Here is a 15,983-nt window from a genome sequence, read left to right as displayed (position 1 = left end):
GGGCGGCGGCGACGCCCCGTCGGCAAGGAGCCGCGGCCCGTTTGGCCTCGGAGGGCGGCGGCGCCTCGCGGGGCCGCCGCCGCAGGCCGGCGTCATCGCCGGTGGCGCGGCGTCCGCGCGGGTGACGACATTCTGACGCGCCTTTCATCCGGGGGTCGCTTTCCGCGGTCGCCGGCGCCTGATACGGGAGGCGCGTCCTTCCGAGGAGGCGCAATGAACACCCCCCCCTTCGCCCGCTTCGAGTGGCTGATCGCCGGGCGCTACCTGCGCGCGCGCCGTCGGGAGCGCACGATCTCCGCCATCGTGGGCTTCTCGCTGGTCGGCATCATGCTGGGCGTGGCCACGCTCATCATCGTGATGAGCGTGATGAACGGGTTCCGCGACACGCTGGTGGACCGCATCCTCGGCGTCGGCGCCCATGTCATGGCGCTGCCGGCCGGCGGCGCGCTGGACGACCCCGAGGCCGCCGCCGTCCGCGTCGCGGCGCTGCCCGGCGTCACCCGCGCCGCCGCGATGCTGGAGGGGCAGGTGATGGCGTCCGGCCCCGGCGGCGCCTCCGGCGTCATCCTGCGCGCCTACCCGGCCGACGACCTGCGCAGCCTGCCCGCCATCGCCGCGCCCGAGGAGGCGCTGGGCGACCCCGCGGACATCGGCGCGAACCGCGTCGCAGTGGCCTGGGGCCTCGCGCAGCAGCTCGGCGTCGCCAGGGGCGACACGCTGACGCTGATCTCGCCCAACGGGCTCTCGACGCCCTTCGGCCGCTCGATCCGCTCGCGCAGCTACGAAGTCGCCTACGTCTTCCGCATCGGGATGCACGAATACGACAAGGCGTTCGTCTACATGGACCTGCCGGCGGCGCAGCTCTTCCTCAACCGCGAGGGCGCCGTCAGCGGGCTGGAGATCATGGTGGACCGCCCCGACGACGTGGAGCGTTTCGCCCAGCCGATCCGCGACGCCATCGGCGCCCGCGCGCCGCTCTGGACCTGGAAGCAGGCCAACGGCGCCTTCCTCGACGCGCTGGCGATCGAGCGCAACACCATGTTCATCATCCTGACGCTGATCATCCTGGTGGCGGCGCTCAACATCATTTCCGGCCTGATCATGCTGGTGAAGGACAAGGAGCGCGACATCGGCATCCTGCGCACCATGGGGCTGGCGCGCGGCTCGGTGCTGCGGGTGTTCTTCATCTGCGGGGCCTCGATCGGCGTGGTCGGCACGCTGCTCGGCGTGGCGCTCGGCGTCGCCTTCACGCTCAACATCCGGACGATCCAGGGCTGGGTGGAGGCGGTGACGGGCGGCTCGGTGTGGGACCCCTCGATCCGCGTGCTGAGCCAGATCCCCGCGGACCTGCGCGCCTCCGACGTGCTGACCGCGGCGGGGCTCGCGCTCGCGCTGAGTTTCCTCGCCACGCTCTATCCCGCCTGGCGCGCGGCGCGGCTCGACCCGGTGGAGGCCCTGCGCCATGAGTGAGGCTCCGGCGCTGGCGCTGCAGGGCGTCGCCAGGACCTACGGCCGCGGCGAGACCGCGGTCGCCGTGCTGCGCGGCGTCGACCTCGCCGTGGCGGGCGGAGAGATCGTCGCCCTGGTCGCGCCATCGGGCGCCGGCAAGTCGACGCTGCTCCAGATCGCGGGGCTGCTCGACAGCGCCGACGCCGGCGTGGTGTCGGTCGGCGGACGGGCGGCGACGGGCGACGCGGAGCGCACCGCGCTGCGACGCGAGGCCATCGGCTTCGTCTACCAGTTCCACCACCTGCTGCCGGAGTTCACCGCGCTGGAGAACGTGATGCTGCCGCAGTTCGCCGCCGGCGTTCCGCGGCGCGACGCGGAGGCGCGGGCGCGGGCGCTGCTGGAGGCGGTCGGCCTGACGCCGCGCGCCGGCCACCGGCCCGCCGAACTCTCGGGCGGCGAGCAGCAGCGCGTGGCGGTGGCGCGGGCGCTGGCGAACCGTCCGCGGCTTATCCTCGCCGACGAGCCGACGGGCAATCTCGACCCCGAAACGGCCGCGCGCGTCTTCGAGGTGATGACGCAGGCGGTGCGCTCGGAGGGCGCGGGGGCGCTGGTCGCCACCCACAACCCCGACCTCGCCGCGCGCATGGACCGCACGGTGACGCTGCGAGAGGGCCGCGTCGTCGCCGGCTAGAGCGGCGTCCGACCTGACGGCGTCAGGTCCGCCGCCCTGCGCAATCGCCCGGTCGCGGTTCTCTTGTCGCTGACTGATCCGGTCGTTTCGGAGAGCGCTCCGGGAGGCCGCCAAGCGAGGTGGCGGCGCCCGTGACGGCGCCGTGGCGCACCGCCTGGCGCACCGCCGGGGCGGCGCGCGGCGAACTGGCGCCGCCGCCGCCGCTGCGTTAGAAGGCGGCGGTCAGGGCGGTTAGCTCAGCTGGTAGAGCGCCTCGTTTACACCGAGGATGTCGGGAGTTCGAGCCTCTCACCGCCCACCATCGCCGCGATGGCCGTGACGCGCGTCACTGCCCGTCAACCGCCGCCGACGCAGCATGTCGGCCGATCATCGGTTTGGCGGAAGGGCGTTGCGCATGGCCAGCATCTACGATTACGGGCTTCTGGCGGACGCGGTCTATGACGACGACCCCGGCGCGCCCGGATGGACGCGGGTGGCTTTCCGCCCCTCCGGCGTGGGACTGACCGAAGCCTTCCAGGGCGCGGCCTTCCAGCGCGGCGGCGAACTCGTGTTCGCGTGCAAGGGCACCAGCGGCCCGCGGGACGTCATCGCCGACCTCAAGCTCGGCGTCGGCATGAACAGCAGCCAGTTCAGCGACGCCGCGATGTTCATCGAGGGCGTGAACCGCGGCTCGGCGGCCAGCGTCGTCGTCTGCGGCCACTCCCTGGGCGGCGCCATCGCGCAGATCGTCGGCAACCGCCTCCGGCTGCCCTTCGCCACCTTCAATGCGCCGGGCGTCGCGATCATGTCGCGCAATGTCGGCCAGATGGCCACCGCGGCGGTCACGGGCACGGGCTACCTGCGCTTCGCCGGGATGCTGGCGAGCGGCTTCCTGCATCCGTTCCAGGCCGCGCAGGACGTGGGCGCGATGTTCCACTGGGTCACGGGCGTCAATCTCCGGATCCGCGGCGACGTCGTGGGCGCGTGGGGCGTTCACTACGGCAAGGTCGTCGATCTCGCCTTCGACGGGGCCGCCACGGACGTGCTCGGCCGCCACAAGATGGCCGCGATGCTCCGCGCCCTTGAGCGCGACGGATACCGCGGCCTGTCGCTCGCCGACGCGGCCGTGTGAGGCTGCCGCGGCGCGCCTTTTCGGCGCTTGACGCCCCCCTGCGCCGCCGTTAAACACCCTCCACGCCGCCGGGCAGCCGGCGGATTGCGCGGTTGTAGCTCAGTTGGTTAGAGTACCGGCCTGTCACGCCGGGGGTCGCGGGTTCGAGCCCCGTCAACCGCGCCACTTTCCTCTTTCGCATCCTGCCTGTAGCGTTACGGAACGCTGGCTCGGCGAGGAGGGCGACGATGTCAGAGCCCATCGCGACGACGACGTTCGTCATGATCGCGGACATCACGGCAAGCGTCCATCTGTATGAAAAGCTTGGCGACGCCGCCGCCTATGCGCGCATCGTTGGCGCTCTGGAGCGGGTGCGCGGCGCCGTTTCCGGCTGTGGCGGCGAGCCGGTGCAGAGTCGCGGCGACGATGTGCTCAGCTTCTTCGACGAGGGCGCCGGCGCGTGCGAGGCCGCCGGCCGCATGCTGGAGGCGACGCGCGGCGGCGCGGTGAGCCTGCGCCTTTCCATCCACCATGGCGACGTCATCCGCGTCGGCGACGCGGTCTATGGCGACGCGATCAACGTTGCGTATCGGCTGGCGGCGCTGGCCAACGCCGACGAGGCGCTGCTGAGCGGCGCCGCCGCGCGTCGCCTGCCGCCGGTGATGCGCAGCGCCCTGCGCCCGATGGACGCGTTCCGCCTGAAGGGCCGCACCCGCCCGGTGCAGGTGTTCGCGCTCCCGTCGCCGGCGATGGGCGAGACCACGCAGCTGCCGCAGTCGCTGCGCGAGCGCCCCGCCTCGCAGGAGGGAAGGGTGGTGCTGCGGGTGCGGCATGGCGACGTCACGCTCGACATCGGCGAGGCCGAGAGCCTGTCGATCGGCCGCTCCGAGGAGTGCGACCTCGTGATCCCGCGGCCCTGGGTCTCGCGCCGCCACGCCATCCTGCATGTGCGCGACGGCGTCGCGGCGGTGGTGGACCGCAGCTCCTACGGCACCTTCGTGTCGAGGCCGGGCGGCGAGGAGCTGTTCGTGCGCCGCCAGACCGCCGTGCTCACGGGCAGCGGCGCCGTGGCGCTGGGCGCCAGCGCGGACTCGGAGGCCGCCGAGATCGTCTCCTTCGAGGTCGCGCCTGCGGGCCCGCCCGAGGGCGGGATCGGGAGCGGCCCCGAGGCCGGCGCCGCCGATGCGCGGCAGGGCTGAGCGGGGCCCGGCGCCGCCGCGCGTCCCGCCGGCCGAAGACCCCGCGTCGCGGCGCCGGGCCGCTTCCCTGCGGCGATAGCACCGGCCCGACCGCGCCCCGTCCGCGTTGACCGCACTGCACACGGCCTATAGTCAGTGGGGTGAAGCGCGAAGGTGGCTGACGGCGACCAGCGCGCGCGACAGGGGAGCGCCCGGAATGCCGGAACTGTTGCAGGAATATCTGCCCATCGTCGTCTTCTTCGGCCTCGCGCTGGCGCTTGGATTGCTGTTCATCGTCGCCGCGCTGGTGGTTGCGGTGCGGCGGCCGGACGCCGAGAAGATCTCCGCCTACGAGTGCGGCTTCAACGCCTTCGACGACGCGCGGATGAAGTTCGACGTGCGCTTCTACCTCGTGTCGATCCTGTTCATCATCTTTGATCTGGAGGTCGCGTTCCTGTTTCCGTGGGCGGCGTCCTTCGGCGACCAGGGCTGGGTCGGCTACTGGTCGATGATGGTCTTCCTTGGGGTGCTCACCGTCGGTTTCGCCTACGAGTGGAAGAAGGGGGCGCTGGAATGGGAGTGAGCGCAGGCATGGGCGGCGCCTCGACCGGCGCGCTTCAGGCAGGCGTCGACCGCGACGCCCAGATGCCGGCGCTGAACGAGGCGCTGGCGGACAAGGGCTTCCTGCTGACCACCGCCGACGACCTCATCAACTGGGCGCGGACCGGCTCGCTGTTCTGGATGACCTTCGGACTGGCCTGCTGCGCGGTCGAGATGATGCACACCTCCATGCCGCGCTACGACGCCGAGCGCTTCGGCATCGCGCCGCGCGCCTCGCCGCGCCAGTCCGACGTGATGATCGTCGCGGGCACGCTGACCAACAAGATGGCCCCGGCGCTGCGCAAGGTCTACGACCAGATGCCCGAGCCGCGCTATGTCATCTCCATGGGAAGCTGCGCGAATGGCGGCGGCTACTACCACTACAGCTACTCGGTGGTGCGCGGCTGCGACCGGATCGTGCCCGTGGACATCTATGTGCCGGGCTGCCCGCCGACCGCCGAGGCGCTGCTCTACGGCATTCTTCAGTTGCAGCGGAAGATCCGCCGCACCGGCACCATCTCGCGCTAGGGGCTGACCTTGTCCGAAGACCTGATCGAGCTCGGCGAATACATCGAGGGCGCGACGCCCGACGCCGTATTCAGCGCCCGCGTGGTGGATGGCGAACTCGTGGTCCAATGCGCGCCAGAGGGCGTGGCGGACCTGATGAAGTTCCTGCGCGACGCCTCCGCCTGCCAGTTCACCACCCTCGTCGACATTTGCGGGGTGGACTGGCCGGAACGGGAGAAGCGCTTCGACGTGGTCTATCATCTGCTCTCGATGCGCCAGAACCACCGCGTGCGCGTCAAGACCCAGGTGCGCGAGGATGCGATCGTGCCTTCGGTGGTCGAAGTCTTCCCGGCGGCGGAATGGTACGAGCGCGAGGTTTTCGACCTCTACGGCGTGATGTTCGGCGGCCACCCCGACCTGCGCCGCATCCTCACCGACTACGGCTTCCGCGGCCACCCGATGCGCAAGGACTTCCCGACGACGGGCTATGTCGAGGTGCGCTACGACGAGACGCAGAAGCGCGTGGTCTATGAGCCGGTGAGCCTCGTGCAGGAATACCGGCAGTTCGAATTCATGAGCCCGTGGGAAGGCGCCGAATACGTGCTGCCGGGCGACGAGAAGGGAGCATCCTGATGGACGGCGACCTGCTGCCCCACGAGCAGCGTATCCGCAACTTCAACATCAACTTCGGGCCGCAACACCCTGCGGCGCATGGCGTTCTTCGGTTGGTGCTGGAGCTTGACGGCGAGATCGTCGAGCGCTGCGACCCGCATATCGGCCTGCTGCACCGCGGGACCGAGAAGCTGATGGAGAGCCGCACCTATCTCCAGAACCTGCCCTATTTCGACCGGCTCGATTATGTCGCGCCGATGAATCAGGAGCATGCGTGGTGCCTCGCCATCGAGCGCCTCACGGGCACGCCCGTGCCGCGCCGCGCGCAGACGATCCGGGTGCTGTTCTGCGAAATCGGCCGCATCCTGAGCCACCTGCTCAACGTCACGACGCAGGCGATGGACGTCGGCGCCCTCACGCCGCCGCTCTGGGGCTTCGAGGAGCGCGAGAAACTGATGGTGTTCTACGAGCGCGCCTGCGGGGCGCGGCTCCACGCCGCCTATTTCCGCCCCGGCGGCGTGCATGTGGACCTCACGCCGAAGCTGATCGAGGACATCGAGGCGTGGTGCGAGCCGTTCCTGGAGGTCTGCGACGACCTCGAGACGCTGCTCACCGACAACCGCATCTTCAAGCAGCGCAACGTCGACATCGGCGTGGTGTCGATCGAGGAGGCGCAGGCGCTGGGCTTCTCAGGCGTGATGGTGCGCGGCTCGGGCTGGGCGTGGGACCTGCGGCGTTCGCAGCCCTACGAAATCTACTCCGAGCTCGACTTCCAGATCCCCGTCGGCAAGAACGGCGACTGCTACGACCGCTATCTCATCCGCATGGAGGAGATGCGCGAGAGCGTTAAGATCATGCGCCAGTGCCTTCGCATCCTTGACGAGACGCAGGGCGAGGACGTGATGACGCGGGCCAAGATCGGCCCGCCGAAGCGCGGGGACATGAAGACCTCGATGGAAGCGTTGATCCATCACTTCAAGCTCTACACCGAGGGTTTCCGGGTGCCCGAGGGCGAGATCTATGCCGCGGTCGAGGCGCCCAAGGGCGAGTTCGGCGTCTATCTCGTCGCCGACGGCAGCAACCGGCCCTACCGCGCCAAGATCCGCGCACCGGGCTATCCGCACCTCGCCGCGATGGACCACATCTGCAAGGGCCACCAGCTGGCGGACGTCTCCGCCATCCTCGGCTCCCTCGACATCGTGTTCGGGGAGATCGACCGGTGAACATCACGGCGCTCAACAAGACGCTCAGGGTTGCGTCGGCCTCGCCAAAGGACGCGGAGCTACAGGCAATCTCAAAGGTTAGCCAACTTGATCGTATTGAAATGGCTGAGCTTATTGTCTCGATGACCAAAAAGGTTTCTGATCAGCAAGAAGAGAACGACCGTCTCAAGCTACTTGCCGAGAAAGCCAACCAAGGTCTCGCTCTGTGGAAGGTCTTTACGACTGCGTCCGGAGCGGTATTGGTTTTTGCGGGTGCAGTTTTATGGTTTGGGGGTCTATGGAGTGACTGGAAAGCGGTGAGAGACGTTCATCGTTACGTACAGCCGAGCGGACAGGTGGTTTTTGACCACCGGGGCCTATCGCAAGTTGAAATAGATGCTCTTGCGCAGAGAATTTTGGCTTCCGACTCGTTTGATTTACCTGAATATGCTTTGAAGAGTGATATTCCACTATATTTCACTGCAGGGGATTTTGTTAGGTTCGGTCAGGATGTATCTATAGTGCGAGAGCATGGACATACAGAATACTATCTTGCAACTGACCAGCCGCTAAGCTCTTCGACGAACAACAATGGATACAATGGGGTGGCCGTGGCGGGCGCCCGGATAAACTGGAAGATCGTGAGAGAGTAATGCAGCGCCGCCTTCACCCCGACCAGCCCGAGAACTTCGCCTTCACGCCCGCCAACGCCGCATGGGCCGAGGCGCAGATCGCCAAGTATCCCGCGGGCCGGCAGGCCTCCGCGATCATTCCGCTGCTGTGGCGCGCGCAGGAGCAGGAGGGCTGGCTGACCAGGCCCGCTATCGAGGCCGTCGCCGACATGCTGTCGCTGCCCCGCATTCGCGCGCTGGAGGTGGCGACCTTCTACTTCATGTTCCAGCTGCAACCCGTTGGCAGCGTTGCGCATATTCAGGTCTGCGGCACGACGTCCTGCATGATCTGCGGCGCCGAGGATCTCGTGGCCGTCTGCAAGTCCCGGATCGCGCCGAAGGCGCACCAGCTTTCCGAGGACGGCAGGTTCTCGTGGGAGGAGGTCGAGTGCCTCGGCGCCTGCTCGAACGCGCCGATGGCGCAGATCGGCAAGGACTATTACGAGGATCTCACCGCCGAGCGGCTGGAGGCCGTCCTCGCCTCGCTGGCGCGCGGAGAGACGCCCCGCCCCGGCCCGCAGAACGGCCGCTTCGCCTCCGAGCCGCTGGGCGGCGCGACCACCCTGCGCGACGTCGGCGGCGAGGCGGCGAACGGCTCGGTGACGCTCGCCGAACGGCTGGGCGACACCGTCGCGCGCATCACCGGGGAACACCCGGTCGCGGCGCTTACTGACCTGAGGGATGGGGGAAGCTGACGGGAGGGCGTCGGCTGAGGCTCGGCGCCGCCGGGGGCATGGGGCCCAGCGGGCGCGATGACATGGGGGCGTAGATGCTGGGCGAATTGAGTCGGAGGGACCGCATCGTTCTCGCGGTGATCTGGAGCGCGGCGTTCGGGCTGGCGGTGATGATGGGTTTGCGCGGCGTCGCTTCCGACGTCGCCATGGTCGCCTTCGGGCTGATCGCCTTCGGCCTCCTGCTTTCCTTCTCGCTGCGCGAAGCGAAGGAGGCGGGCTCGGCGCCCGAGGAGAAGGAAGCTGGCTCGGCGGCTTCAGCCGAGGCCGCCGCGCCGGCGAGACCGGCCGCCGAAGCCGCGGCCCCGACGTCGCCCGCCGCAGCTGCGGCGCCGGTCAACGTGGTTGCGGAGAGGGCGTCCGCGCCCGTGGACGGCATGGCGGCGCCGAACGCCGTCGACGCCCCCGGCGCGCGGGGCGACGCCGGGAAGCCCGAACTGCTGGACGCGCCGCGCGCCGGGGGGGGCGACGATCTCAAGCTGATCAAGGGCGTCGGCCCGAAGCTGGAGGCCATGCTGAACCGCATGGGGATACACCACTTCGACCAGATCGCCGGCTGGACCGGTGAGGAAGTCGCCTGGGTGGACGACAACCTCGAAGGCTTCCGCGGCCGCGTCTCACGCGACGGCTGGGTGGATCAGGCCAGGGTTCTGGCCAGCGGCGGCGCCACCGAGTTCTCGGAGCGCGCCGCGAAGGGAGACGTCCCGACGAGCCGCGCCTGAGGCGCCGGCGAGACATTTGGGCCGCAAGGCCGCTGGAGACCCGCGATGCTCGACGACAAGGACCGCATCTTCACCAACCTCTACGGGATGGGCGACCGCAGCCTGGCCGGCGCGCGGGCGCGCGGGGCGTGGGACGGCACGGCCGGCTTCATCGCCAACGGTCGCGACTGGATCGTGGAGCAGGTCAAGGCGTCGGGCCTGCGCGGCCGTGGCGGCGCGGGCTTCCCGACAGGGCTAAAGTGGTCGTTCATGCCGAAGGAGAGCGACGGGCGCCCGTCCTATCTCGTCGTGAACGCCGACGAGTCCGAGCCGGGCACCTGCAAGGACCGCGAGATCATGCGGCACGACCCGCATCTTCTCGTCGAGGGCTGCCTGATCGCCAGCTTCGGCATGGGCGCGCACGCCTGCTACATCTACATCCGCGGGGAGTATGTCCGCGAGCGCGAGGCGCTGCAGGCGGCGATCGACGAGGCCTATGACGCGGGGCTGATCGGGAAGAACGCCTGCGGCTCGGGCTGGGACTTCGACGTCTACCTCCACCACGGCGCCGGCGCCTACATCTGCGGCGAGGAGACCGCGCTCCTGGAGAGCCTCGAGGGCAAGAAGGGGATGCCGCGCCTCAAACCCCCGTTCCCCGCCAACACCGGCCTCTACGGGTGCCCGACGACGGTGAACAACGTCGAGAGCATCGCGGTGACGCCGACGATCCTGCGCCGGGGCGCGAGCTGGTTCGCCGGCTTCGGCCGCGCCAACAACGCCGGCACCAAGATCTTCGCGATCTCGGGCCATGTGAACCGGCCCTGCGTCGTCGAGGAGGCGATGTCGATCCCGCTCAAGGAGCTGCTCGACAAGCATTGCGGCGGCGTGCGCGGCGGCTGGGGAAACCTCAAGGCGGTGATCCCCGGCGGCTCGTCGGTGCCGATGCTGCCGGCGGGCGTCTGTGGCGACGCGATCATGGATTTCGACTGGCTGCGCGAGCAGCGCTCGGGCCTCGGCACCGCGGCGGTGATCGTGATGGACCAGTCCACCGACGTCATCAAGGCGATCTGGCGGCTGGCGAAGTTCTACAAGCACGAGAGCTGCGGCCAGTGCACCCCCTGCCGCGAGGGCACCGGCTGGATGATGCGCGTGATGGACCGCCTCGTGACCGGCGACGCCGCGATTGAGGAGATCGACATGCTCCACGAGGTCACCAAGCAGGTCGAGGGCCACACCATCTGCGCCCTCGGCGACGCCGCCGCCTGGCCGATCCAGGGTCTCATCCGCCACTTCCGCGACGAGATCGAGGACCGCATCCGCGCCAAGCAGAAGGGCCGCGCGAGCGCGGTGGCGGCGGAGTGATGGTCGATGCCCGCAAAGCATCGCCGCTCCTTCTGGACCTCGTCCAATGTGCCTGCTTTCAACAGCGGGGTGTGCCACAGCTGTGGTCACGACCATGGCCCGACCATGGGAAACTTTCTCTGCTCGCAGTGCGGCTTCGTGGTCCGCGACGACGCTCTCGACCGGCGCCTCTGGTCGATGAGCCGGCGCCAATGGGGCATGAGAGCGCTTGCCGGCGTGCTTCTCGGTTGCGGTCTGGCGATTGCTATCGTCACGATCGAAAGGCTATTTGTCCGGTGAGCCGTTCGATGGGGCCCGTATGGGGCTTGTTCCCCGGCGCCGCGAGTCCTGCGACTTCACAGGTCAATGGGGGGAGGTGATGAGCAGGGATCGCCATCTCGCCCAGCTCAACATCGGCCGCCTCGTCGCCGAGACCGATGACCCGCGCGTGGCGGAGTTCATGGGCGCGCTCGACCGCGTCAACGGGCTCGGCAAGCGCATGCCCGGCTTCGTGTGGATGATGGAGGGCTCCGGCGAGCCCGGCCGCGGCAACACCGACGTAAAGCTCGATGGCGACCCGCGTTTCGTCTCGAACCTCACGGTCTGGGAGGACGTGGCCAGTCTTGAGCGCTTCGTGTGGGACACGGTGCACCGCCAGTTCTATGAGCGCCGCGCGGAGTGGTTCGAGGTGCTGGGCGCCATGCATTTCGTGATGTGGTTCGTGCCCGTGGGCTGGCGGCCGACCATCGAGGAGGCGCTGGAGCGGCTGGAGCATCTCAAGGCGCACGGCGACACCGACCACGCTTTCGGCTGGGCGCATCTCGCGCAGGCGACCCGATGGCGCGAGATGCGCTGCATGGCGGCGGAGTAAAACGATGAGCGACGGCGCCGACGCACCGAGCACTCCGATCCGCGATGTGCTGAACATTCCGAACGCCTTCGATGGGCTGCAGCTGGACCCTGCGCGGGTCGACGAGCAGGGGTGGAATTCCCGTCATCCGTTCTTCGATACGGTGATCGAACTCTGTCGGCCGCGCCTGGTGATCGAGCTGGGCGTCTGGAAAGGCATGTCGGCGCTCTACATGGCCGACGTGATGGAGAGGCTGGGCGTCGACGGCGAAATTCTCGCGATCGACACCTGGCTAGGCTCGTCGGAGCACCTGTTGCAGGAGCGGTGGCGCGCGTCGCTGCGCCATGAGCACGGCATGCCGACGATCTATCGGACCTTCCTCGCCAACGTCATGAAGCGCGGACACCAGAATCGGATCACGCCGCTGCCCATGGACGGCGCCTCCGCCGCTGTGGTTCTGCAGAAACTGGGCGTCAAGGCGCAGGTGATCCACATCGACGGCTCGCACGAGTATGCCGCCTGCCTTGCGGATCTGCGCGCCTACTGGAGCCTGCTCGACGCGAAGGGGGTGTTGATCGTCGACGATTACGCCCGGTGGCCGGAGGTCACGAAGGCGACGTGCCAGTTCGCGGCGGAAGTGAACCGCGCCGTTTTCGGCGGGACGCCGAAGGCGCTCATCGCACGCAACCCGAAGCTTTTCTTCGACTTCACCGCCGTCGCCCGGATCGAGGGTCGGTGATGCGCGAAACCCTGACTTTCTGCGAGGACCGATGACCGACCTCCGCCCCATCGTCATCGACGGTCAGACCCTCGAGGTCGACCCCGCGCTGACGCTCCTGCAGGCCTGCGAGCAGGCCGGCGTGGAGATACCCCGCTTCTGCTACCATGAGCGGCTGAGCATCGCCGGCAACTGCCGCATGTGCCTCGTGGAGGTCGTCGGCGGGCCGCCGAAGCCAGCCGCCTCCTGCGCCATGCAGGTGAAGGACCTTCGCCCCGGCCGCAACGGCGAGCCGCCCGAGGTCAGGACGAAGTCCCCGATGGTCAGGAAGGCCCGCGAGGGGGTGATGGAGTTCCTGCTCATCAACCACCCGCTCGACTGCCCGATCTGCGACCAGGGCGGCGAGTGCGACCTGCAGGACCAGGCGATGGCTTACGGCGTGGACTTCTCGCGCTACCGCGAGCCCAAGCGCGCCGCGGAGGACCTCCAGCTCGGGCCGCTCGTCGGCACGCACATGACGCGCTGCATCTCCTGCACCCGCTGCGTGCGCTTCATCACCGAAGTCGCCGGCGTGGCGGAGATGGGCCAGACCGGCCGCGGCGAGGACAGCGAGATCACCTCCTATCTCGGGCAGATCCTCAGCTCCGAGATGCAGGGCAACATCGTCGACCTCTGCCCGGTCGGCGCGCTGACCAACAAGCCCTACGCCTTCACCGCGCGGCCATGGGAGCTGCGCAAGGTCGAGACCATCGACGCGATGGACGCGCTCGGCTCGAACATCCGCGTCGACGTGCGGGGGCGCGAGGTCATGCGCATCCTGCCCCGCAACCATGACGACGTGAACGAGGAGTGGATCGCGGACAAGACGCGCCAGGTGGTGGACGGGCTGAAGCGCCAGCGGCTCGACCGCCCCTACATCCGCGAGAACGGCCGCCTGCGCGCGGCGAGCTGGGCGGAGGCCTTCGCCGCCTGCGCCGCCGCGATGAAGGGCGGCAAGGTCGCCGCGCTGGCCGGAGACCTCGCGCCGGTCGAGCCGCTGTTCGCGCTCAGGCAACTCGTCGAAGGGCTCGGCGGCAGCGTCGAGTGCCGGACCGACGGCGCGAAGCTGCCCGAGGGCGACCGCTCGGCCTATGTCGGGACCGCGGGCGTCGCCGACATCGACCGCGCGAAACGCATTCTTCTGGTCGGAACCAACCCGCGGGCCGAAGCCCCGGTGCTGAACGCGCGCATCCGCAGGGCCTGGGCGAACGGCGCCGACGTTGCGCTGATCGGGGCCGCGGTCGATCTGACCTATCCTTGCGAGTATCTCGGCGAGGGTGGCGCGGCGCTGGGCAAGGCGCTCGACGCCGCCGGCCCCGAGACGCTGGTGATCGTGGGGCAGGGCGCGCTCATGGGTGAGGACGGCGGGGCGGTTCTCGCCGCCTGCCAGCGCATCGGCGTGAAGGGCGAGACCGGCGGCGGCCTGCTGGTGCTGCACACCGCCGCCGGCCGCGTTGGGGCCATGGACCTCGGATTCACGACCCGGGGCGGCCTGGCGGCGGCGCTCGACGGCGCCGGGGTCGTCTATGCGCTGGGCGTCGATGAGATCGACATCCCCGCCGGCCCCTTCGTCATCTACCAGGGCAGCCACGGCGACCGCGGCGCTCACCGGGCGGACGTGGTGCTGCCGGGCGCGGCCTACACCGAGCAGTCCGCGATCCTCGTCAACACCGAAGGACGCGCGCAGATGGCCTTCCGCGCGGGCTTTCCCCCGGGCGAGGCCAAGGAGGACTGGGCGATCATCCGGGCGCTGTCGGAGCATGTCGGCGAGAAGCTGCCCTATGACAGCCTCGCCCAGCTGCGCGAGAAGCTGTTCGCCGCGCATCCGCATCTCGCGCGCATCGACGAGATCGCCGTGAGCGAGGCCGTCGCGACGCCGTCGGGCGCGCTGACGACCGCGCGCTACGAGACGCCGGTCAGGGATCATTTCCTGACCAACCCCGTCGCGCGGGCCTCCGCCGTGATGGCCGAACTGAGCCGGCTCGCGGCGGAACGGGCCGAGCGCCCCATGGCGGCGGAGTAAGCCGATGGAGACGACCTTCTTCGACAGCGGCTTCGGCCAGTTCACCGTCATCCTCGCGCAGTGCCTCGCGGTGGTGGTGAGCCTGCTGCTGAGCCTCGCCTTCCTGCTCTACATGGACCGCAAGGTGTGGGCGGCGGTGCAGCTTCGGCGCGGTCCGAACGTGGTCGGCCCCTTTGGCCTGCTGCAGAGCTTCGCGGACTTCCTGAAGTTCGTGGTCAAGGAAGTGGTGATCCCGGCGGGCGCCGACCGGGCTGTATATCTGCTCGCGCCGCTCATCAGCTTCGTGCTGGCGTCGGTGGCCTGGGCGGTGATCCCCTTCGCCGACGGCTGGGTGGTGTCCGATCTCAATGTCGGCATCCTCTATATCTTCGCGATCAGTTCGCTCGGCGTCTATGGCGTCATCATGGGCGGCTGGGCGTCGAACTCGAAGTATCCGTTCCTTGGCGGGCTGCGCTCGGCGGCGCAGATGGTGTCCTACGAGGTCTCCATCGGCCTGATCATCGTCGGCGTGATGATCTCGACCGGTTCGCTGAACCTCTCGGAGATCGTGCGCGCGCAGGACGGCGCCTATGGCCTGTTCTCCTGGTACTGGCTGCCGCACCTGCCGATGGTGGTGCTGTTCTTCGTCTCGGCGCTGGCGGAGACCAACCGCCCGCCCTTCGACCTGCCGGAGGCCGAGTCCGAACTCGTCGCCGGCTATCAGGTGGAATACTCGTCCACGCCCTACCTGCTGTTCATGATCGGCGAATACATGGCCATCGTGATGATGTGCGCGCTGATCACCACGCTCTTCTTCGGCGGCTGGCTGTCCCCGATACCGGGGCTGCCGGACGGCGTGCTGTGGTTCACGCTCAAGGTGGTCGCGTTCTTCTTCCTGTTCGCGATGGTGAAGGCGATCGTGCCGCGCTACCGCTACGACCAGCTGATGCGGCTCGGCTGGAAGGTGTTCCTGCCGATGTCGCTGGCCTGGGTCGTGATCGCCGCCACGCTCGCGAAACTCGACGTTCCCGGATACGCCCGCTGGGCGGTTGGAGGCTGACCATGGCCATCGCGTTCGACAAGGCCGCGCGCTACTTCCTGCTGGCGGACTTCATCGCGGGCTTCAGGGTGGGGATGAAGTACTTCCTCAAGCCCAAGGTCACGGTGAACTATCCGCACGAGAAGGGCCCGCTGAGCCCGCGTTTCCGCGGCGAGCACGCCCTGCGCCGCTACCCCAACGGCGAGGAGCGGTGCATCGCCTGCAAGCTCTGCGAGGCGATCTGCCCGGCGCAGGCCATCACCATCGAGGCCGAACCGCGCGAGGACGGCTCGCGCCGCACCACGCGCTACGACATCGACATGACGAAGTGCATCTACTGCGGCTTCTGTCAGGAGGCATGCCCGGTGGACGCCATCGTGGAGGGTCCGAACTTCGAGTTCGCGACCGAAACGCGGGAGGAACTGTTCTACAACAAGGATAAGCTGCTCGCGAACGGCGACCGGTGGGAGCGCGAGATCGCCCGCAACATCGAGATGGACGCGCCCTATCGCTGACGCCTGCGGCGGCGCGCCGCGCGCGAGGGGGCGCCGCGGCGCATGGG

The 15,983-nt window shown here is 69.0% G+C and carries 17 protein-coding genes, 2 tRNA genes and 1 pseudogene; all 20 read left to right on the top strand.

Features of this window, described 5'->3' with window-relative positions; translation table 11 throughout:
• Positions 1 to 213: 213 nt before the first annotated feature.
• The 20 genes and pseudogenes from BLW43_RS07910 to nuoI all read left to right on the top strand — a co-directional run bounded on the left by BLW43_RS07910 (position 214) and on the right by nuoI (position 15,936).
• Positions 214 to 1,470 (top strand): lipoprotein-releasing ABC transporter permease subunit, encoded by a 1,257-nt coding sequence (locus BLW43_RS07910; protein WP_093251364.1) that lies wholly within the window; start codon positions 214 to 216, stop codon positions 1,468 to 1,470.
• Positions 1,463 to 2,140 carry an ABC transporter ATP-binding protein gene (locus BLW43_RS07905; protein ID WP_093251361.1) on the top strand — a complete coding sequence of 226 codons (678 nt, stop codon included), beginning with the start codon at positions 1,463 to 1,465 and terminating at the stop codon, positions 2,138 to 2,140. The genes BLW43_RS07910 and BLW43_RS07905 overlap by 8 nt, the downstream gene beginning before the upstream one ends.
• Before the next feature lie 225 nt (positions 2,141 to 2,365).
• A tRNA-Val gene (locus BLW43_RS07900) sits at positions 2,366 to 2,441 on the top strand.
• A 93-nt stretch (positions 2,442 to 2,534) separates the two neighbouring features.
• Positions 2,535 to 3,251, top strand: a complete 717-nt coding sequence (locus tag BLW43_RS07895) for a Tle-like phospholipase domain-containing protein (RefSeq protein WP_093251359.1) — start codon at positions 2,535 to 2,537, stop codon at positions 3,249 to 3,251.
• Between the two features lie 88 nt (positions 3,252 to 3,339).
• Positions 3,340 to 3,416, top strand: a tRNA-Asp gene (locus tag BLW43_RS07890).
• A 62-nt stretch (positions 3,417 to 3,478) separates the two neighbouring features.
• Positions 3,479 to 4,429 (top strand): adenylate/guanylate cyclase domain-containing protein, encoded by a 951-nt coding sequence (locus tag BLW43_RS07885; protein ID WP_093251356.1) that lies wholly within the window; start codon positions 3,479 to 3,481, stop codon positions 4,427 to 4,429.
• Between the two features lie 196 nt (positions 4,430 to 4,625).
• Entirely contained in the window at positions 4,626 to 4,991 is a 366-nt protein-coding gene (locus tag BLW43_RS07880; RefSeq protein ID WP_093251354.1) for an NADH-quinone oxidoreductase subunit A, read from the top strand.
• A gap of 8 nt (positions 4,992 to 4,999) precedes the next feature.
• Positions 5,000 to 5,536: a NuoB/complex I 20 kDa subunit family protein gene (locus BLW43_RS07875; RefSeq protein ID WP_093251351.1), complete on the top strand. Its 537-nt coding sequence runs from the start codon at positions 5,000 to 5,002 to the stop codon at positions 5,534 to 5,536.
• Positions 5,537 to 5,545: 9 nt separating this feature from the next.
• On the top strand, positions 5,546 to 6,148 hold the full coding sequence (locus tag BLW43_RS07870; RefSeq protein ID WP_093251348.1) for an NADH-quinone oxidoreductase subunit C: 603 nt from the start codon (positions 5,546 to 5,548) through the stop codon (positions 6,146 to 6,148).
• Positions 6,148 to 7,350: an NADH-quinone oxidoreductase subunit D gene (locus tag BLW43_RS07865; protein ID WP_093251346.1), complete on the top strand. Its 1,203-nt coding sequence runs from the start codon at positions 6,148 to 6,150 to the stop codon at positions 7,348 to 7,350. Before BLW43_RS07870 ends, BLW43_RS07865 begins: the two co-directional genes overlap by 1 nt.
• On the top strand, positions 7,347 to 7,982 hold the full coding sequence (locus BLW43_RS22890; protein WP_139284013.1) for a hypothetical protein: 636 nt from the start codon (positions 7,347 to 7,349) through the stop codon (positions 7,980 to 7,982). Before BLW43_RS07865 ends, BLW43_RS22890 begins: the two co-directional genes overlap by 4 nt.
• A pseudogene (gene nuoE / locus BLW43_RS07860) lies at positions 7,982 to 8,665 on the top strand (NADH-quinone oxidoreductase subunit NuoE); the annotation flags it as partial. The gene BLW43_RS22890 and the pseudogene nuoE, both read left to right, overlap by 1 nt.
• A gap of 104 nt (positions 8,666 to 8,769) precedes the next feature.
• The gene (locus tag BLW43_RS07855) at positions 8,770 to 9,453 is read left to right on the top strand and encodes an NADH-quinone oxidoreductase subunit E (protein WP_245730960.1); all 684 of its coding nucleotides are present in this window, start codon (positions 8,770 to 8,772) and stop codon (positions 9,451 to 9,453) included.
• 45 nt (positions 9,454 to 9,498) lie between these two features.
• Positions 9,499 to 10,794 (top strand): NADH-quinone oxidoreductase subunit NuoF, encoded by a 1,296-nt coding sequence (gene nuoF / locus BLW43_RS07850; protein ID WP_093251341.1) that lies wholly within the window; start codon positions 9,499 to 9,501, stop codon positions 10,792 to 10,794.
• A 6-nt stretch (positions 10,795 to 10,800) separates the two neighbouring features.
• Positions 10,801 to 11,073 carry a hypothetical protein gene (locus BLW43_RS22885; protein ID WP_139284012.1) on the top strand — a complete coding sequence of 91 codons (273 nt, stop codon included), beginning with the start codon at positions 10,801 to 10,803 and terminating at the stop codon, positions 11,071 to 11,073.
• 79 nt (positions 11,074 to 11,152) lie between these two features.
• Positions 11,153 to 11,644: a DUF3291 domain-containing protein gene (locus BLW43_RS07845; protein WP_093251338.1), complete on the top strand. Its 492-nt coding sequence runs from the start codon at positions 11,153 to 11,155 to the stop codon at positions 11,642 to 11,644.
• Between the two features lie 4 nt (positions 11,645 to 11,648).
• Positions 11,649 to 12,362 (top strand): class I SAM-dependent methyltransferase, encoded by a 714-nt coding sequence (locus BLW43_RS07840; RefSeq protein ID WP_093251327.1) that lies wholly within the window; start codon positions 11,649 to 11,651, stop codon positions 12,360 to 12,362.
• A 31-nt stretch (positions 12,363 to 12,393) separates the two neighbouring features.
• Complete coding sequence (gene nuoG, locus BLW43_RS07835) at positions 12,394 to 14,403, top strand: NADH-quinone oxidoreductase subunit NuoG (RefSeq protein WP_093251324.1); 2,010 nt, start codon at positions 12,394 to 12,396, stop codon at positions 14,401 to 14,403.
• A 4-nt stretch (positions 14,404 to 14,407) separates the two neighbouring features.
• Positions 14,408 to 15,442, top strand: a complete 1,035-nt coding sequence (gene nuoH, locus BLW43_RS07830; protein ID WP_093251322.1) for an NADH-quinone oxidoreductase subunit NuoH — start codon at positions 14,408 to 14,410, stop codon at positions 15,440 to 15,442.
• A gap of 2 nt (positions 15,443 to 15,444) precedes the next feature.
• Complete coding sequence (gene nuoI / locus BLW43_RS07825) at positions 15,445 to 15,936, top strand: NADH-quinone oxidoreductase subunit NuoI (RefSeq protein ID WP_093251319.1); 492 nt, start codon at positions 15,445 to 15,447, stop codon at positions 15,934 to 15,936.
• Positions 15,937 to 15,983: the final 47 nt, after the last annotated feature.

The organism is Rubrimonas cliftonensis, assembly GCF_900107585.1.
Lineage (GTDB): Bacteria > Pseudomonadota > Alphaproteobacteria > Rhodobacterales > Rhodobacteraceae > Rubrimonas > Rubrimonas cliftonensis.
The sequence above is the reverse complement of the archived record's forward strand: the minus strand, read 5'-3'. Positions and strand labels throughout refer to the sequence as shown.

Coding starts and splice junctions, on each gene's coding strand:
- nuoG (WP_093251324.1), top strand. CDS start 12,394: ATGACCGACCTCCGCCCCATCGTCATCGACGGTCAGACCCTCGAGGTC.
- BLW43_RS07880 (WP_093251354.1), top strand. CDS start 4,626: ATGCCGGAACTGTTGCAGGAATATCTGCCCATCGTCGTCTTCTTCGGC.
- nuoI (WP_093251319.1), top strand. CDS start 15,445: ATGGCCATCGCGTTCGACAAGGCCGCGCGCTACTTCCTGCTGGCGGAC.
- BLW43_RS07875 (WP_093251351.1), top strand. CDS start 5,000: ATGGGCGGCGCCTCGACCGGCGCGCTTCAGGCAGGCGTCGACCGCGAC.
- BLW43_RS07845 (WP_093251338.1), top strand. CDS start 11,153: ATGAGCAGGGATCGCCATCTCGCCCAGCTCAACATCGGCCGCCTCGTC.
- nuoH (WP_093251322.1), top strand. CDS start 14,408: ATGGAGACGACCTTCTTCGACAGCGGCTTCGGCCAGTTCACCGTCATC.
- BLW43_RS07840 (WP_093251327.1), top strand. CDS start 11,649: ATGAGCGACGGCGCCGACGCACCGAGCACTCCGATCCGCGATGTGCTG.
- nuoF (WP_093251341.1), top strand. CDS start 9,499: ATGCTCGACGACAAGGACCGCATCTTCACCAACCTCTACGGGATGGGC.
- BLW43_RS07885 (WP_093251356.1), top strand. CDS start 3,479: ATGTCAGAGCCCATCGCGACGACGACGTTCGTCATGATCGCGGACATC.
- BLW43_RS07865 (WP_093251346.1), top strand. CDS start 6,148: ATGGACGGCGACCTGCTGCCCCACGAGCAGCGTATCCGCAACTTCAAC.
- BLW43_RS07855 (WP_245730960.1), top strand. CDS start 8,770: ATGCTGGGCGAATTGAGTCGGAGGGACCGCATCGTTCTCGCGGTGATC.
- BLW43_RS22885 (WP_139284012.1), top strand. CDS start 10,801: ATGCCCGCAAAGCATCGCCGCTCCTTCTGGACCTCGTCCAATGTGCCT.
- BLW43_RS07895 (WP_093251359.1), top strand. CDS start 2,535: ATGGCCAGCATCTACGATTACGGGCTTCTGGCGGACGCGGTCTATGAC.
- BLW43_RS07905 (WP_093251361.1), top strand. CDS start 1,463: ATGAGTGAGGCTCCGGCGCTGGCGCTGCAGGGCGTCGCCAGGACCTAC.
- BLW43_RS07910 (WP_093251364.1), top strand. CDS start 214: ATGAACACCCCCCCCTTCGCCCGCTTCGAGTGGCTGATCGCCGGGCGC.